15 protein-coding genes are annotated in these 14,952 nt (G+C 54.8%); 10 read left to right on the top strand and 5 right to left on the bottom strand.

What is annotated here, in order from left to right:
- On the bottom strand, positions 1-627 hold the full coding sequence (locus JAO79_RS08790) for a MotA/TolQ/ExbB proton channel family protein (protein ID WP_199006883.1): 627 nt from the start codon (positions 625-627) through the stop codon (positions 1-3).
- A 72-nt stretch (positions 628-699) separates the two neighbouring features.
- Positions 700-3,084, bottom strand: a complete 2,385-nt coding sequence (locus tag JAO79_RS08785) for a DNA internalization-related competence protein ComEC/Rec2 (protein ID WP_199007143.1) — start codon at positions 3,082-3,084, stop codon at positions 700-702.
- A gap of 137 nt (positions 3,085-3,221) precedes the next feature.
- On the opposite strand from JAO79_RS08785, the gene JAO79_RS08780 reads away from it, so the two are divergent.
- Positions 3,222-3,767 carry a DUF2062 domain-containing protein gene (locus JAO79_RS08780; RefSeq protein ID WP_199006882.1) on the top strand — a complete coding sequence of 182 codons (546 nt, stop codon included), beginning with the start codon at positions 3,222-3,224 and terminating at the stop codon, positions 3,765-3,767.
- Here the strand turns inward: JAO79_RS08780 and lolD are convergent.
- Positions 3,755-4,465, bottom strand: coding sequence for a lipoprotein-releasing ABC transporter ATP-binding protein LolD (gene lolD / locus JAO79_RS08775; RefSeq protein ID WP_227664476.1), 711 nt, complete (start codon positions 4,463-4,465; stop codon positions 3,755-3,757). The two genes, JAO79_RS08780 and lolD, sit on opposite strands and share 13 nt — an antisense overlap.
- Positions 4,458-5,702: a lipoprotein-releasing ABC transporter permease subunit gene (locus JAO79_RS08770; protein WP_199006881.1), complete on the bottom strand. Its 1,245-nt coding sequence runs from the start codon at positions 5,700-5,702 to the stop codon at positions 4,458-4,460. Before JAO79_RS08770 ends, lolD begins: the two co-directional genes overlap by 8 nt.
- A gap of 96 nt (positions 5,703-5,798) precedes the next feature.
- On the opposite strand from JAO79_RS08770, the gene JAO79_RS08765 reads away from it, so the two are divergent.
- The 9 genes from JAO79_RS08765 to infA all read left to right on the top strand — a co-directional run bounded on the left by JAO79_RS08765 (position 5,799) and on the right by infA (position 12,618).
- Positions 5,799-6,386: a PilZ domain-containing protein gene (locus JAO79_RS08765; protein WP_199006880.1), complete on the top strand. Its 588-nt coding sequence runs from the start codon at positions 5,799-5,801 to the stop codon at positions 6,384-6,386.
- A gap of 90 nt (positions 6,387-6,476) precedes the next feature.
- Positions 6,477-6,782, top strand: coding sequence for a hypothetical protein (locus tag JAO79_RS08760; RefSeq protein ID WP_199006879.1), 306 nt, complete (start codon positions 6,477-6,479; stop codon positions 6,780-6,782).
- Between the two features lie 100 nt (positions 6,783-6,882).
- Positions 6,883-7,935 carry an agmatine/peptidylarginine deiminase gene (locus tag JAO79_RS08755; RefSeq protein ID WP_199006878.1) on the top strand — a complete coding sequence of 351 codons (1,053 nt, stop codon included), beginning with the start codon at positions 6,883-6,885 and terminating at the stop codon, positions 7,933-7,935.
- Positions 7,932-8,855 carry a carbon-nitrogen hydrolase gene (locus JAO79_RS08750; RefSeq protein ID WP_199006877.1) on the top strand — a complete coding sequence of 308 codons (924 nt, stop codon included), beginning with the start codon at positions 7,932-7,934 and terminating at the stop codon, positions 8,853-8,855. The genes JAO79_RS08755 and JAO79_RS08750 overlap by 4 nt, the downstream gene beginning before the upstream one ends.
- 7 nt (positions 8,856-8,862) lie before the next feature.
- The gene (locus tag JAO79_RS08745) at positions 8,863-9,771 is read left to right on the top strand and encodes an AAA family ATPase (RefSeq protein ID WP_199006876.1); all 909 of its coding nucleotides are present in this window, start codon (positions 8,863-8,865) and stop codon (positions 9,769-9,771) included.
- A 151-nt stretch (positions 9,772-9,922) separates the two neighbouring features.
- Positions 9,923-10,876: a thioredoxin-disulfide reductase gene (gene trxB, locus JAO79_RS08740; protein WP_199006875.1), complete on the top strand. Its 954-nt coding sequence runs from the start codon at positions 9,923-9,925 to the stop codon at positions 10,874-10,876.
- Positions 10,877-10,891: 15 nt separating this feature from the next.
- On the top strand, positions 10,892-11,596 hold the full coding sequence (aat, locus tag JAO79_RS08735) for a leucyl/phenylalanyl-tRNA--protein transferase (RefSeq protein ID WP_199006874.1): 705 nt from the start codon (positions 10,892-10,894) through the stop codon (positions 11,594-11,596).
- Positions 11,597-11,605: 9 nt separating this feature from the next.
- Positions 11,606-12,319 (top strand): arginyltransferase, encoded by a 714-nt coding sequence (locus JAO79_RS08730; RefSeq protein WP_199006873.1) that lies wholly within the window; start codon positions 11,606-11,608, stop codon positions 12,317-12,319.
- An 80-nt stretch (positions 12,320-12,399) separates the two neighbouring features.
- A complete protein-coding gene (infA, locus tag JAO79_RS08725; RefSeq protein ID WP_044386042.1) occupies positions 12,400-12,618 on the top strand; it encodes a translation initiation factor IF-1 in 219 nt (72 codons plus the stop codon).
- 51 nt (positions 12,619-12,669) lie between these two features.
- Here infA and clpA read toward each other — a convergent pair whose 3' ends face one another.
- Positions 12,670-14,940 carry an ATP-dependent Clp protease ATP-binding subunit ClpA gene (clpA, locus tag JAO79_RS08720; protein WP_199006872.1) on the bottom strand — a complete coding sequence of 757 codons (2,271 nt, stop codon included), beginning with the start codon at positions 14,938-14,940 and terminating at the stop codon, positions 12,670-12,672.
- Positions 14,941-14,952: the final 12 nt, after the last annotated feature.

Genomic DNA, 14,952 nt, shown 5'->3' with positions numbered 1-14,952 from the left:
TCAGGCTCCTTCCACGTCAATTTCGCGATCGCCATGAACCACTTCAACCAACTTAATGGCTTCCTGCTCCATGTTAACCACCAGCTCATCGACCCGGCGAATGAAATAGCGATGGCCAATTAACGCAGGAATAGCGACACTCAGCCCTGCCGCCGTGGTGATCAGCGCTTCGGAGATACCCCCTGCCAAATTACCGGCATTGCCAACGCCCGCCAGCTGAATCTCGGCAAACACTTTGATCATACCGATCACAGTACCCAAAAGCCCAAGCAGCGGTGTGATCGTCGCAACCGTACCGAGCGGATTCAGAAAACGTTCGAGTTCGTGTATGACCTGGCTGGCTTCGTGTTCGATGCTTTCCTTCATGATCTCGCGACCATGTTTCGCATTCATAAGACCACTAGCTAACACCCGTCCCATCGGGGATGAGCCTTGAAGCGCTTTCAGCTTCCGGCCGTTGAGCTCTTTCTTTTTAATCCAGCGCCAAAGTTCGTTAAGCGATTGGCTGGGTGCGACTCGTGAAGCACGCAACGACCAAAAACGCTCAAGAATAATCGCAAGCGCTAATATGGAACAGGCAACAATGGGCACCATCAGGATGCCACCAGCTTTCAACAGCTCAAACACGCTTGATCTCCCTGATTAATGACAAGCCGCGCTACTTTAGCATAGCTGCCGGTGCAGGCCACACCTGCAATGTCACGGTATTTTACATTGATCCCGGGCAAGGCCCGGACCGGCAATCCAGAATGGTGCCTGTTGCTTCGCTTCGACAATGTTCAGGCTCTCCGGGCCAAAGCGCACGGATAACTGCCCTGAACACGCGGTATTCAACGGCACCGCGCCGGTTTTTTGATAGCGTTCGACAACGTCCTCATGCGGGTGACCATATCGATGCTGATATCCCGCGGTGTAGATCACCCAGTCTGGGGCTACCCCGGCCACCCATTCCGTCGAAGAGGATGTTTTACTGCCATGATGCGGAGCGACTAAAATTCGCCGCCCCGAAAAGGCTGACAGCCAACCCAACCGGGGATCTGCAAGCATTTCCGCTTCCACACTGCGGCTAATGTCCCCCGTCAGGAGCAGATCGACGTTCAACTTAGGGTGAAACAGCCTGAGCACACAAGAAGCATCGTTTCCGGAGACCCCTGAACTGCTGCGCCAGAAACTCAATTCGAACTCGCCGAAAGTCTGCGTCATTCGAGGACAGTCTTGAATCAATGGGGCTGGATGGCGCGCCAGTTTCTCCCCAACCAGCACAGGCTCACCAGATGAAATAGCCCCTAACGACACCTCATTCAGCAATGCAGACAACCCACCCGAGTGATCGCTATCGCCATGACTGACTACAAGGTGTTCAATATGTTTCACACCCAGTGCTCTCAGATTCGGAAGCAAGACCGACTCCACGGCCGAATACACACCCTTTACTTCCGGCCCCGTGTCATACAGCAAGACCTTTCTGCCCGAGCGAACTAACACCGACAGCCCTTGCCCGACATCCCAGATACGCACCTCGGGCATCTTAACCGCTGGATTTACCGGTGGCTCGGGGCTCCGCCACCCCAGCCCTACCCAGCCGAGTAAAACGATGATACTGACGGCCCGAAATAACCGATCCGGAAATCGCAACACCAGCAGAATAACCAAGGCCAATGCGACGAGCGCAGCTTGCGTCAGGCGCGGCAGTGGGTCAAACGGGATTGCCTCTACAGATTGCAGCAGGTACCACAGCACCCCCAACACCGCATCGAAAACCGCAATTACATGGCCCACCACCATATCCCCGGTGATGAACACCAATACGGCCCCGGCAAACAGCACCGGCATCACCACAAACGACACCCAGGGGATCGCAACCAAATTCGCCACCACGCCCACCAAAGGCTGAGTTTGATCAAACGCCTGAAGCACGGGCCAAAGACCAACAAATACGGCACATTGGGCCAACATCAATCCCGCAAGCCACCCCACCCTTCTCAACCGGCCTGAAAACACCCAAACCAGCAGTGCGACTGCCAAAAAGGATAACCAAAAGCCCTGATCCAGAGGCGCAGAAGGATCGAACACAAGCACGCAGGTCAAAGCGATAACGAAAGGCCGCCACGGACTGACGTCCCGGGCTTTGAGCAGAAACCATCCACCGACAACAACCATCACCAGCGCACGACGGGTGGGAACGGTCATTCCGGCTACCAAAGCATAAAACAGACTCGCGAGAATTACGGTGCAATAGACAGTCTTGCGCAGATTCTTTTCAGACAGCCAGCCCGAGGGCAGCAACAATAGAAATCGACGACAGAGCAGCCCGGCGGCCAACGCCACCAGACCGAGATGCAATCCTGAAATAGCGACCAGATGGATGGTGCCGGTTGCTTTTAGGGTTTGCCAGTGTATACCAGTGAGGTGACCTCGATTGCCGATCAACAACGATGCCAGCAAAGGGTATTGCGCTGCGCCGCCAAAATAGCCCTCAACAACCGTCGCCATTTTCCGGTGCCAGGCATGGTAGGAACAAACTAGCCCACAGGCCCCGTTCGTAAGCTTAGCCACACCCCGAACGCTCCCGGTTGCTCGCACACCGTGTCTGAACAACCAATCTTCGTATCGAAAGCCTGCGTCATTGAGATTACCATGCGGACGCTTGAGCACCACCTCAAGCAAGATCGCCCCCGAAGGCAGCACCTTCTCGCCCGAACCATACCAGGCCACTCGAATTTTCTCCGGGTGCGCGCCACCATCGGGCAAATCAATGGATTCGGGCCAACTCTCTACGCAAAAACTGAAACGTATACTGTTAAAACTTCCTGGTTGCGGTAGATCACAGACATACCCCGCAACTGTTAATGGCACGCCCTCCTGTAACGGCGAAAGCCGTTGTTGCAGATGGGCGTCTGCATGCCACGCAGCCCATCCCAGCCCGAATACCCACGCAATCAACAAAAGAACAACAACACGAAAACGGGTTGCTTTTGCTATAAAAAATGTCAGTAGTACAAATAGGGATAAAAACAGCCACGGATAAGGTGGCAAAACCGAGAACCGATACAGTAAGATAACGCCGCAACTAAATGCGAACATGGCCGAAGGGCCAAGAATAGATCTTTCAGCTTTGATGCTGAACTGGGTGTTTCTGGACAATCCTTGTCCTCCGATCAAAATCGACGCCTCTCATGCGCCGGTTACCATCCATACCGAGAGAACAGGCCGAACGTCCAATGCCGAAGAGGTTTATGAAACGGTATTTGCCGACTCCAGAAAAAGTGCAGTCTATGAAGAGCCTGCACTTTCTAGGCGATATCCTTCACGAGCCCAACCTGTGGCACATCAATCGGCACTGTGTGGCACGGGCCTTCCTGATCGGCATCTGGTTCTGCTTTATCCCGATGCCTTTTCAGATGGTTGCCGCTGCTTTTTTCGCGATCTGGTTTAACGCAAACCTGCCGCTTTCCGTTGCGTTGGTTTGGATCAGCAACCCGCTGACCATGCCGCCTATTTTTTACTTCAACTACAAAGTCGGCGCCTGGATACTGGACCGGCCCGTATTGCCCTTCGAGTTCCACGCAAACTGGCACTGGGTCAGTGACCGGCTGTTCGAAATTGGCATTCCGCTGTATCTGGGTTCGCTTCTGCTCGCTACGATCAGCGCCTGTATCGCTTATCTCGCCGTGCAATACCTATGGCGTCGAAAAGTGCGCTCGGACTGGCAACTACGCCGCCGCCTGAGAACCAAACAGCAGCGCAGCCAAGCTCAGGATTCCTGAATCAGGGTTCCTTGCTCTAATCGCAACACCCGCCCCAAGCTTTTTGCCATTCCCATATCGTGGGTCACCATAATGAAGGCGGTACCCGAGTTATCGCGCAAATCCTGAATCAAAGCTCTTATCCCTTCTCCGGTATGTTGGTCCAGGTTGCCTGTGGGCTCATCCATCAACACGCAATTTGGCTCGTTGACCAAGGCTCGTGCTATAGCCACTCGCTGGCGCTCCCCTCCGGAAAGCTCGCCGGGTTTGTGCCGCAGACGCTGCCCCAACCCCACACGTTCCAGCAGCGCTTCCGCCTTGGGTTTCGCCTGCCGGGGAGATCCTCCTCCAAGTGCCAGTGGCATCATGACATTCTCAAGCGCCGTGAATTCCGGCAGAAGATGATGAAACTGATAGACAAAACCCAGATGTCGATTGCGGAATCGTGCACGCCCCGCTTCCGACATACCATGAATGTTCTGGCCACAGATCTCTATCTGGCCGGATGACGGCTTGTCCAAACCACCCAGAAGATTCAGTAAAGTTGTTTTACCGGCACCACTGCTACCCACAATCGCCACAGTCTCGCCGGCCGACACTTCCAACGAGATATCGGAAAATATCGTGAGCTTTTCAGGGCCTTCACTGTAAGTGCGCGTAACCTTCCGGCAATCAATCACTAACGGCGTGGCTGAATTTGTCATCGTTGCATCACTCATAGCGTAAAGCCTCCGCCGGTTCGACACGCGATGCCCGCCAAGCCGGATAAATCGTTGCCAACAGGCTCATTGCCAGTCCGGCACCACTGATTATTGCCACATCCTGCCATTGCAATTGAGACGGCAGATAACTGATAAAGTAGACATCGGCGCTCAGGAACTGATGCCCCATCGCAGCCTCAAGCCATGCGATGAAAGCACTGATGTTGAGCGCCCCCAGCACACCCAACGCGGTGCCAATCAAAGTGCCAAAAACACCGATCACGGCGCCTTGAATAATAAAGATGCGCATAATCCGGCCCGGAGTTGCCCCCATGGTGCGCAGAATGGCGATATCTGCGGTTTTATCGGTAACCACCATGACCAACGTAGAAACAATGTTGAAAGCGGCAACCGCAACGATAAACATCAGCAACAGACCAATCATGGTCTTTTCCATGCGAATAGCATTGAACAGATTGCCGTGGGTACGCGTCCAGTCCGACACGTAATATCGGCCGCCCAAGCCAGAGGCCACATCGTTAACAACCCGCGGGGCGGAGAACAAATCGTCCATTAACAGGCGCAGCCCTTCAGCCTTTCCGCCGGTGCGCATCAATCGAGCCGCGTCGTCCATGTGAATCAGCGCGTAGTTACCGTCCAATTCCGCGCCCACACTGAAAATACCCTTAACAGTGAAACGTTTGAGCCTGGGCAACACGCCGGCCGGTGTTACCGAAGCCTCGGGCAACACGACCGTCAGTTTGTCCCCGACACCCAGCCTGAGACTGTTCGCCATAAGGCGGCCTATGATGATTCCGAACTCACCGGATTTGAGATCACCCAACCCGCCTTCAACAAAGTGGTTTTCAATGATTGAAACAGAGGCTTCCTGCTCCGGCAAAATGCCGTTCAGCATCACACCTCGCACGTTACCACCGCCGGTAACCATGCCCTGCCCCTGAATAAACGGCGCTGCCGCGAGTACGTCAGGATTCTGCTCCACACGACGATCAAGCTCTTCCCAATCGTTCAGCGGACCGGAAGCGCCCTGGATGGTGGCATGGGGAACCATGCCCAAAATGCGCTGCTTAAGCTCCTGATCAAAACCGTTCATCACAGACAGCACAATAATGAGCACCGCCACCCCCAGCATCAGGCCAATCATGGATGTGAGAGAGATAAACGAAATAAAGTGATTACGACGCTTGGCCGCGGTGTACCGCAAACCAATGTAAAACGATAAGGGTCTGAACATGGGGAGGTGCCTGTCGCTACCTTCGGGTCTGTCGTGGTTTAAGAAACTGCTAAACTACTTTGTACTATCAACATTTCTTAGCTATCCGGAGAAAGGATGCCAAGCCAAGATACTACGGGCTCAGTGCCCCGGCCGCCACAAGATCGTCGGGAGTTCTTCCGGATCCAGGATCGTATTGGGCTGGAAATCCGGCGACTCGAAGAGAACCATCCGGCAGATCCCGACCTTTTTAACAACACACCGCTGGATTCCCTGAAAGCCGAATACCGGCGCCTAGACCAAGACATAAAAAACCACTTGGCCAACCTTGCCGAACGTGACCGCCTGCTAACGGGCCTTATAACCACGCTGAATAGCAAGCTGGATGCCTTGGCGCGCATTATCGCCTTTGAGCAAAATCCGTTGCAACCGGAGGACTGGCAAGATGTGACGCTGAGCGAAGGTGGGCTGGCCTTTTTTAGCCCCTCCGTCGCCTGGCAAACCGGAGATCGAATGGCCGTGCGGATGACACTCCCCCCCGAGCTCTACCAGCCACAGGCGATTGCGCAGGTGATTGACCTGGAGCGCGACACCGCTGGCGGCGCATGGGTTCTGGCGGCATTTACCGAGCTGGAGGAAAGCGATCGCCAACAAATTGCTCGTCATGTGATGCGATGGCAAATACGGCAGAAACAAAACCAGTAAACTCGCAATAAAGTGTTGGCTTTTAGTAAGCTTTTCACCATATTACGCTTTATCCATGTGCCCAAAAGGCCGCCATCAACGGAGTCGAAGATGAAAAAGAATCACACCCTGCGAACCGCATTCGGCCTTGCAGCCCTGCTAACCGCCGGAATGGCACCGGCCGTTCAGGCAGAAGATCTGGCGATCCCGGTTGGAAGCCAAGCGGATCGCAGCGCCATCAGCCTACCTGGCAACGGCATGAACCAGGCATCGGTGCGCCAGCGTTGGGGCAACCCTTTGAACATCAGCGGCCCCGTTGGCCAGCCGCCGATTAGCCAGTGGCACTACGCAGACTTCGTGGTCTACTTCGAACGCGACCTCGTCATGCACACCGTCGTGAAACGCCAGAAAAACTGATGTCATAGTTTTCAATGACAAGTTTCTTCGCTCTTGGCCTGACGTTCCGATAACGGTCAGCTAGAATGGCAGTTTTTGCGAACTAAGGTGGCTTAATACAGTGAGTTCCAAACGAGTTTTGCCTGCCGAGTGGGCACCCCAGAGCGCCGTCCTGCTAACCTGGCCACACCCTGGCACCGATTGGGCCAGCGTGATGTCCGAGGTAGAGCCAGTCTTTCTGGCAATCGCCAAGGCCACTCTCCGTTTCGAGCACCTGATTATCAGCTGCGAATACGTTGCGCGGTTACAAGAGCTCGGCAGCGAACTCAATACCTGGGCAGAGGACAACCAATTGCCGGGCAGAGTCATCACCGTGCCCGCTCCCGCTAACGACACCTGGGCGAGAGATCACGGCCCAATCACCGTTGCGACAGAAGACGGCCCCACCCTGATCGACTTCAAGTTCAATGCCTGGGGTGGAAAATTCAACTGGGAAAAAGACAACGCGCTCAATATGCACCTGGCAGGTGCACGCGTGTTTGGCAAACATCCGATGCAGTCCGTGGATTTCGTGCTGGAAGGCGGTTCTATCGAATCCGATGGTGCGGGAACACTGCTCACCACCAGCGAATGCCTGCTGACACCATCCCGCAATCCGACGATGGATCGAACCAGTATTGAGCAGCTTCTAACAGAAATGCTCGGCGCTGAGCGTATCCTGTGGCTCAACCACGGCTATCTTGCCGGCGACGATACCGACAGCCATATCGATACCCTTGCCCGCTTCTGCGCGCCCGATCACATCTGTTACGTCGCCTGCCCGGATGTGGCCGACGAACATTACAGTGCACTTGCTGCAATGGAAGAAGAATTACAGGGCTTCACCCAGAAGGATGGCACGCCTTACCGGCTCACCCCACTACCTTGGCCGGACGCGATTTTCGACGAAGACGGCGAGCGCCTCCCGGCCACCTATGCCAACTTCCTGATCATCAATGGTGCCGTGTTACTGCCAATTTACGATGTGCCGCAAGATCAGGAGGCCATACGCGTGATGGGCAACATCTTCCCTGACCGGGAAATCATTCCCATCAACTGCCGCCCTCTGATTTATCAGCACGGCAGCCTGCACTGCGTCACCATGCAGATTCCTGCAGGAGCCGTAGAAGTATGACCCAGACACCAAGCCGCAACGAGCTGACTGTCGCCGCCATTCAGCAAAACTGCAGTGACGATAAAGCGGTCAGCCTGGCCACTTCTGAACGGCTCATTCGAAACGCCGCAAAGAGTGGCGCACAACTCGTTGTTTTGCAGGAACTGCATGCCACCCTGTATTTCTGCCAAACAGAAGATACCGATGTTTTCGAGTTGGCCGAACCTATCCCCGGGCCAAGCAGCAGGCATTTATCTGCGCTGGCAAAAGAACTCGGGATTGTATTGGTGGGCTCGATTTTCGAGCGCAGAATGAATGGCGTGTACCACAATACCGCGGTTGTTTTTGAATCCGACGGCAGCCTTGCAGGCCTGTACCGGAAAATGCATATTCCGGACGACCCCGGCTTTTACGAGAAGTTTTATTTCACCCCGGGCGATGCCAACTTTAACAACGGCACCAATGGGTTTACGCCCATCCAAACCTCCGTTGGCAAATTAGGCGTTTTGGTGTGTTGGGATCAATGGTACCCGGAAGCAGCACGCTTGATGGCGCTGGCTGGCGCCGAAGTTCTGATCTACCCAACAGCGATTGGCTGGGACATCACCGACGACAAAGACGAGCAGGCCCGCCAGCTCGATGCCTGGATCACCGTTCAACGCGGCCACGCCGTAGCCAATAACCTGCCCGTGATCGCACCCAACCGGGTAGGCACAGAGCCCGACCCTTCCGGACAAACCGATGGCATTCGTTTTTGGGGTAACAGCTTCATCTGTGGCCCGCAGGGCGAATTTCTTGCCCGTGCCGACGAGCAGCAAGAAGACATCCTGATCACCACACTGGACCGCAACCGCTCGGAATCCGTTCGCAGAATCTGGCCGTACTTCAGAGACAGGCGAATCGATGCCTACGGTGACATTTTAAAGCGGGTCAGGGATTAACAAAGGTATGAAGCAAAAGCTGGACACGGTTGTTAACGAACTCAATACGATTTTGTTGGGTAAAGAGCCACAGGTACGTCTTGCCTTGTGCGGCCTGCTCGCTCGCGGCCACTTGCTGATCGAAGATATTCCCGGCATGGGCAAAACGACCTTGTCCCATGCGCTGGCCAGCATCATGGGGCTAAGCTATCAGCGGATCCAGTTCACCAACGACTTGCTGCCGGCCGACGTACTTGGCTACTCCATGTATGACAAACAGGCCAACAGCCTGGTGTTTCATCCGGGCCCCATTTTCGCGCAGGTCGTGCTGGCTGATGAAATCAACCGGGCTTCGCCGCGTACCCAGAGCGCGTTATTGGAAGCCATGGAGGAACGGCAAGTCTCGATCGAAGGGGAGACCCGCCCTCTGCCTTCACCGTTTTTCGTGATTGCCACTCAAAACCCCATCGAGCAAGGCGGCACCTTTCCGCTCCCCGAATCTCAACTTGACCGGTTTCTGATGCGGCTGAAACTGGGCTACCCGGATCCCAAAGCTGAACGGGAACTGTTGGAGGGCGAAGACAGAAGAGCGTTAACTGCGCGCCTTGAAGCCATACTACCGCAAGCGGAGCTTGAGCAGGCCCAAGGCGCCGTTGAAAAAGTGTCTGCCAGCCCCGCCCTGCTCGATTACCTACAACGGTTACTGGAACAAAGCCGGCGAATGTCGGGCCTGATGTACGGCCTGTCCCCTCGCGCAGGCCTGGGATTGTTGCGCGCAGCGAAAGCCTGGGCGCTCATGGCAGGTCGAGATCATGTGCTGCCAGACGACCTTCAAGCGGTGTTCCCGGCCGTGGCTGAACACCGGCTTGAGCAAGGCGAAACCGGCAAGAGCCATGAGCGTGTTCGCCAGCTTCTGAGCACGGTTTCCGTTCTTTAAACCCGGACAACCTCTGCATAGCCAGCGTCAATGAACAGTATATTGTGAAACAAATGGCAGCCAATCAAATTCATGGTAGCCTTCTACCACACTTCGAACACTGAGCTCGTGCATTGAGCTCAAACCAGACCTAACTATTAGCGAGATTTCGATGAGCACAACCCAACACCATCGCCTGATCATCCTTGGCTCCGGCCCGGCCGGCTATACCGCTGCAGTATACGCAGCCCGCGCTAACCTGAATCCGACATTGATTACCGGCATTGAAGTGGGCGGGCAGCTTACCACCACCACCGACGTCGACAACTGGCCAGGCGACAACGACGGCGTACAGGGCCCCGAGCTTATGCAGCGCATGCAAAAGCATGCCGAGCGTTTCGAAACGTCCATCGTTTACGACACCATCAACGAAGCCGACCTGCAAAACCGCCCTTTCCGCCTGAAAGGCGACAACGGCGAGTACACCTGCGATGCCCTGATCATCGCCACAGGTGCCTCAGCAATGTATTTAGGCCTGGAATCTGAAGAAAAATTCAAAGGCCAAGGTGTTTCAGCCTGTGCAACCTGCGATGGTTTCTTCTACCGCAAGCAGAAAGTCGCGGTTATCGGTGGCGGTAACACGGCCGTTGAAGAAGCGCTTTACCTGTCGAACATCGCAGACGAAGTCACGCTGGTACATCGCCGTGATAAGTTGCGCGCTGAAAAAATCCTTCAGGACAAGCTCTTCGAGAAAGCAGAAAACGGCAACGTTAACATCGTCTGGAACCACACTCTGGACGAAGTGCTGGGCGATGGCACCGGCGTTACCGGCATGCGCATCAAGAGCACCGAAAACGGCGACACCCGGGATCTCGATTTGGCGGGCGTGTTCATCGCGATCGGCCACAAACCGAACACCGATTTGTTTGCCGGCCAGCTCGACATGGAAAATGGCTATCTGAAAATCAAATCCGGACTGGAAGGCATGGCCACTCAAACCAGCATTCCCGGCGTTTTTGCTGCGGGCGACGTGGCAGACCACGTATACCGTCAGGCGGTAACCTCTGCAGGTTTTGGTTGCATGGCCGCCCTGGATGCCGAGAAGTTCCTGGACCAGCAGGACTAAGGCGAAGCCGTCGATATGACGTCGTTACCATGGATCGAGCCAGACAAGCTCTGGTTCCCTCCGGCGGACGAAGCCCTGGACGACCCCGACGGCCTGCTGGCCGTTGGTGGCGACCTGTCACCAGAAAGACTGCAACTGGCCTACCGCAACGGCATATTTCCCTGGTTCAGCGATGACCAGCCTATCCTTTGGTGGTCGCCTGATCCGAGATGCATCTTGATTCCCGGACAGGTTCATGTCTCCCGAAGTCTGCGCCGCACGCTCAACCAGCGGCGCTTTCGCATCACCGCCGATCAGTGTTTTGGTCGAATTATCCGGCTGTGCGCCTCTAATCGATCAGAAGGCACCTGGATCACCGATGAAATGATCGACGCCTACAGTGAGCTCCATCGCTTGGGCATTGCCCATTCTATCGAGGTATGGAACCAGAACGGCGATCTGGCCGGTGGAATGTACGGCGTTGCATTGGGCCGGTGCTTCTTCGGGGAATCCATGTTCTCGCTGCAAACGAATGCCTCAAAAGTACTCATGGTTCATCTGTCCCACCAGCTGCAACAATGGGGCTACGAACTCATGGACTGCCAGGTTGAGAGCAGCCACTTGTTATCCATGGGTGCAACAACCATTTCCCGCTCCGAATTTTTATCTATACTCAAGGCAGGAGTAGACGCGCAGCCAAAAGCGCTCAACTGGGATTTTACATGGCAGTGGCCTCGTTAGGAGAAGCGCATGAGTAATCTCCGAACGCTCGTTTTCTTTGCAACCCCCGCCCACGATTGCAGCTACCTTCCTGATCGTGAAGCCACCACCATGTTTGTGGATCCACGGGCGGACATCGACAAAAAACTTTACAGCCAACTCACGGCCCTTGGCTTTCGGCGCAGCGGCTCACACTATTACCGGCCTCACTGCGATTCATGCTCAGCTTGCGTTCCTGTGCGCCTGAAGGTCGATCGTTTCCAACCGGACCGCAGTCAGCGTAGAGTACTGAAAAAGAATGCCGACCTTGAATGCCGTCTGGTCCCAACAGCTTACAGCGAACGCTATTACCGTTTGTACGCTCACTATATCGAAGAACGCCACCAAGATGGCGACATGTACCCGCCCACCCGGGAGCAGTTCACATCGTTTCTGGTTGAAGGCTCTACCGATTCCTGGTTTCTGGAAATCACTCTGCATGATGAATTGATCGGATTGGCCGCTATCGATTTACTGGATGACGGCCTGTCTGCAATCTATACCATCTTCGCGCCGGAACAGGAGCATCGAAGCCTCGGCACGTATGCGGTGTTATGGCAAATTCAGGAAGCCAAAGCACGGGAATTGCCTCATCTGTATCTGGGCTACTGGATCAAAGCCTGCAAGAAGATGAATTATAAAACCCGCTACAAACCTATTGAAGCGCTTCAAGATGGCCAGTGGCATGAAATGAGAAGTACCTGATTTTTGCCAAACGGCAAGAATTCAGGCAGAATTGCGCAATTTAAAATCACCGAAAGTATTCCGAACGAGGTTTTTTCTGAATGGCGAAATCAGATGTCATTGAAATGGAAGGCGTTATTCTAGACACCCTTCCTAACACCATGTTCCGCGTTGAGCTGTCTAACGGCCACGTTGTGACTGCACACATCTCTGGAAAGATGCGCAAGAACTACATCCGCATCCTGACTGGAGACAAGGTCAAGGTAGAGTTGACTCCCTATGACCTGAGCAAGGGCCGCATCGTTTACCGCGCCCGTTAATGCTCTCGTGACATCTGAAAAGCCCCGCACGAGCGGGGCTTTTTTGTTACGTCAGATGGCTTCTGCCGGTTCGTCTTCGTACTCAAAGACAAGCTCGTCGTTCTCGAGCTGGATGTGGACATCCCCGCCCTTCTCCGACAATTTCCCGAACAGTATCTGCTCTGCCAGAGGTCGCTTGATCTTATCCTGAATCAAACGCGCCATTGGCCTGGCCCCCATGGTCGCATCGTAACCTTTCTCTGCCAACCACGACTTGGCCGCCTCACTTACATGCAGTACCACATGTTTCTCGTCAAGCTGCGCCTGCAGCTCCGTCAGGAACTTATCGACAACGTGGGTAATCGTCGCCTTCTGCAGATCACCGAACTGGATAATGCCGTCCAGACGGTTTCTGAACTCAGGCGTGAAGGTTTTGCTGATGACTTCCATGCCGTCGGTGCTGTGATCCTGCTCACTGAACCCGATTGAACGACGGGCCATATTTTCGGCACCCGCATTGGTGGTCATCACCAGAATCACATGACGGAAATCCGCCTTGCGGCCATTGTTATCAGTCAGCGTACCGTGATCCATAACCTGCAGCAGCAGGTTGAACACTTCCGGGTGCGCCTTTTCGATTTCGTCCAACAGCAGAACACAGTGCGGATGCTTGTTTACCGCTTCCGTCAGCAGCCCGCCCTGGTCATAACCCACGTAGCCCGGAGGCGCGCCAATCAAGCGAGACACCGTGTGGCGCTCCATGTATTCCGACATATCAAAGCGTACCAGCTCGATACCCAGAACCTTGGCCAACTGCTTGGTCACCTCGGTTTTACCAACCCCGGTCGGACCCGCAAACAGGAAAGCGCCTTCCGGCTTCTCGGGCGCTTTCAAGCCTGCACGGGCCAGCTTGATGGCGGTAGACAGAGATTCGATGGCAGGGTCCTGCCCGAACACAACCATTTTCAGGTTGCGTTCCAGGTTACGCAGAAGATCTTTATCGCTGGTGGACACGTTCTTCGGCGGAATTCGGGCAATACTGGCTACCACGTCCTCGATATCGACAACCTCAACCGACTTCTTGCGCTTGTCCTCCGGCTGAAGACGCTGGCGCGCGCCAGCCTCATCAATCACATCAATAGCTTTGTCGGGCATATGCCGGTCAGTGATGTAACGGTCCGCCAGCTCAGCCGCAACCCGCAGCGCCTGATCGGTGTAGGTCAGGTCGTGGTGTTTTTCAAAACTTGGTTTCAGCCCTTTAAGGATCTGGTATGTGTCTTCAACGCTAGGCTCGTTCACATCGATCTTCTGGAAACGACGCGCCAAGGCACTGTCTTTCTCGAAAATGCCGCGGAATTCCTGGTAAGTGGTAGAACCAATGCAACGCAGCTCGCCGGAACTGAGCATAGGCTTAAGCAGGTTGGACGCATCCATCACGCCGCCCGATGCGGAACCCGCACCGATGATGGTGTGGATCTCATCGATGAACAGAATCGCGTGCTCCTGCTTTTTCAGATCGCCCAGCAGACCTTTCAGGCGCTTTTCAAAATCACCGCGGTATTTGGTGCCCGCCAGCAGAGCCCCCATATCCAGGGAGTAGACCACCGCGTCCGAAATAATATCCGGCACTTCGCCGTCCACAATACGCCGGGCGAGGCCTTCCGCAATCGCCGTTTTACCCACACCGGCCTCACCGACCAGCAGTGGGTTGTTTTTCCGCCGCCGAGCCAGAATCTGCACAACCCGCTCTACCTCGACTTCGCGGCCGATCAAGGGATCAATACGACCCTCTCTCGCCTGCTCATTCAGGTTGGCTGCGTAATTCTCTAACGGGCGGGCATGACCACTCTCCTCACCCGCTTCTTCTTGCGCAGCATGGTCAGCGCCGTCCTGGTCCTCAGCTCCCTGTACTCGGGAAATACCATGGGATACGTAGTTCACCACATCAATGCGGGCAATGTTCTGTTTCTTGAGAACATAAACCGCCTGGCTTTCCTGTTCACTGAAAATCGCAACCAGCACATTGGCACCGGTTACTTCTTTTTTTCCGGAAGATTGCACGTGAAATACCGCCCGCTGCAGCACACGCTGAAAACCGAGTGTTGGCTGGGTTTCCCGGTCGCCGTCGCTGGACGGAATCAGAGGTGTGGTGGAATCCACAAACTCTATCAGTTCATCCTCAAGCTGTTTGAGGTCTGCACCGCAAGCTTTCAACACTCCCACTGCCGATTCATTATCCAAAAGAGCCAACATCAAATGCTCCACGGTCATGAATTCATGGCGCTTGTCGCGGGCATTTTTGAAGGCTGTATTCAGCGTAAGTTCAAGATCTTTACTCAGCATGGGCTACCCCTA

The organism is Marinobacter litoralis (assembly GCF_016427555.1).
Classification (GTDB): Bacteria; Pseudomonadota; Gammaproteobacteria; order Pseudomonadales; family Oleiphilaceae; genus Marinobacter; species Marinobacter litoralis_A.
This window is presented reverse-complemented; position numbering and strand designations above follow the sequence as displayed.

Bases quoted from the DNA above. Each gene is read 5' to 3' on its own strand.
- JAO79_RS08785 (WP_199007143.1), bottom strand. From the start codon at position 3,084: ATGTTCGCATTTAGTTGCGGCGTTATCTTACTGTATCGGTTCTCGGTT.
- JAO79_RS08780 (WP_199006882.1), top strand. From the start codon at position 3,222: ATGCCGAAGAGGTTTATGAAACGGTATTTGCCGACTCCAGAAAAAGTG.
- lolD (WP_227664476.1), bottom strand. From the start codon at position 4,465: ATGAGTGATGCAACGATGACAAATTCAGCCACGCCGTTAGTGATTGAT.
- JAO79_RS08770 (WP_199006881.1), bottom strand. From the start codon at position 5,702: ATGTTCAGACCCTTATCGTTTTACATTGGTTTGCGGTACACCGCGGCC.
- JAO79_RS08765 (WP_199006880.1), top strand. From the start codon at position 5,799: ATGCCAAGCCAAGATACTACGGGCTCAGTGCCCCGGCCGCCACAAGAT.
- JAO79_RS08760 (WP_199006879.1), top strand. From the start codon at position 6,477: ATGAAAAAGAATCACACCCTGCGAACCGCATTCGGCCTTGCAGCCCTG.
- JAO79_RS08750 (WP_199006877.1), top strand. From the start codon at position 7,932: ATGACCCAGACACCAAGCCGCAACGAGCTGACTGTCGCCGCCATTCAG.
- JAO79_RS08745 (WP_199006876.1), top strand. From the start codon at position 8,863: ATGAAGCAAAAGCTGGACACGGTTGTTAACGAACTCAATACGATTTTG.
- trxB (WP_199006875.1), top strand. From the start codon at position 9,923: ATGAGCACAACCCAACACCATCGCCTGATCATCCTTGGCTCCGGCCCG.
- aat (WP_199006874.1), top strand. From the start codon at position 10,892: ATGACGTCGTTACCATGGATCGAGCCAGACAAGCTCTGGTTCCCTCCG.
- JAO79_RS08730 (WP_199006873.1), top strand. From the start codon at position 11,606: ATGAGTAATCTCCGAACGCTCGTTTTCTTTGCAACCCCCGCCCACGAT.
- infA (WP_044386042.1), top strand. From the start codon at position 12,400: ATGGCGAAATCAGATGTCATTGAAATGGAAGGCGTTATTCTAGACACC.
- clpA (WP_199006872.1), bottom strand. From the start codon at position 14,940: ATGCTGAGTAAAGATCTTGAACTTACGCTGAATACAGCCTTCAAAAAT.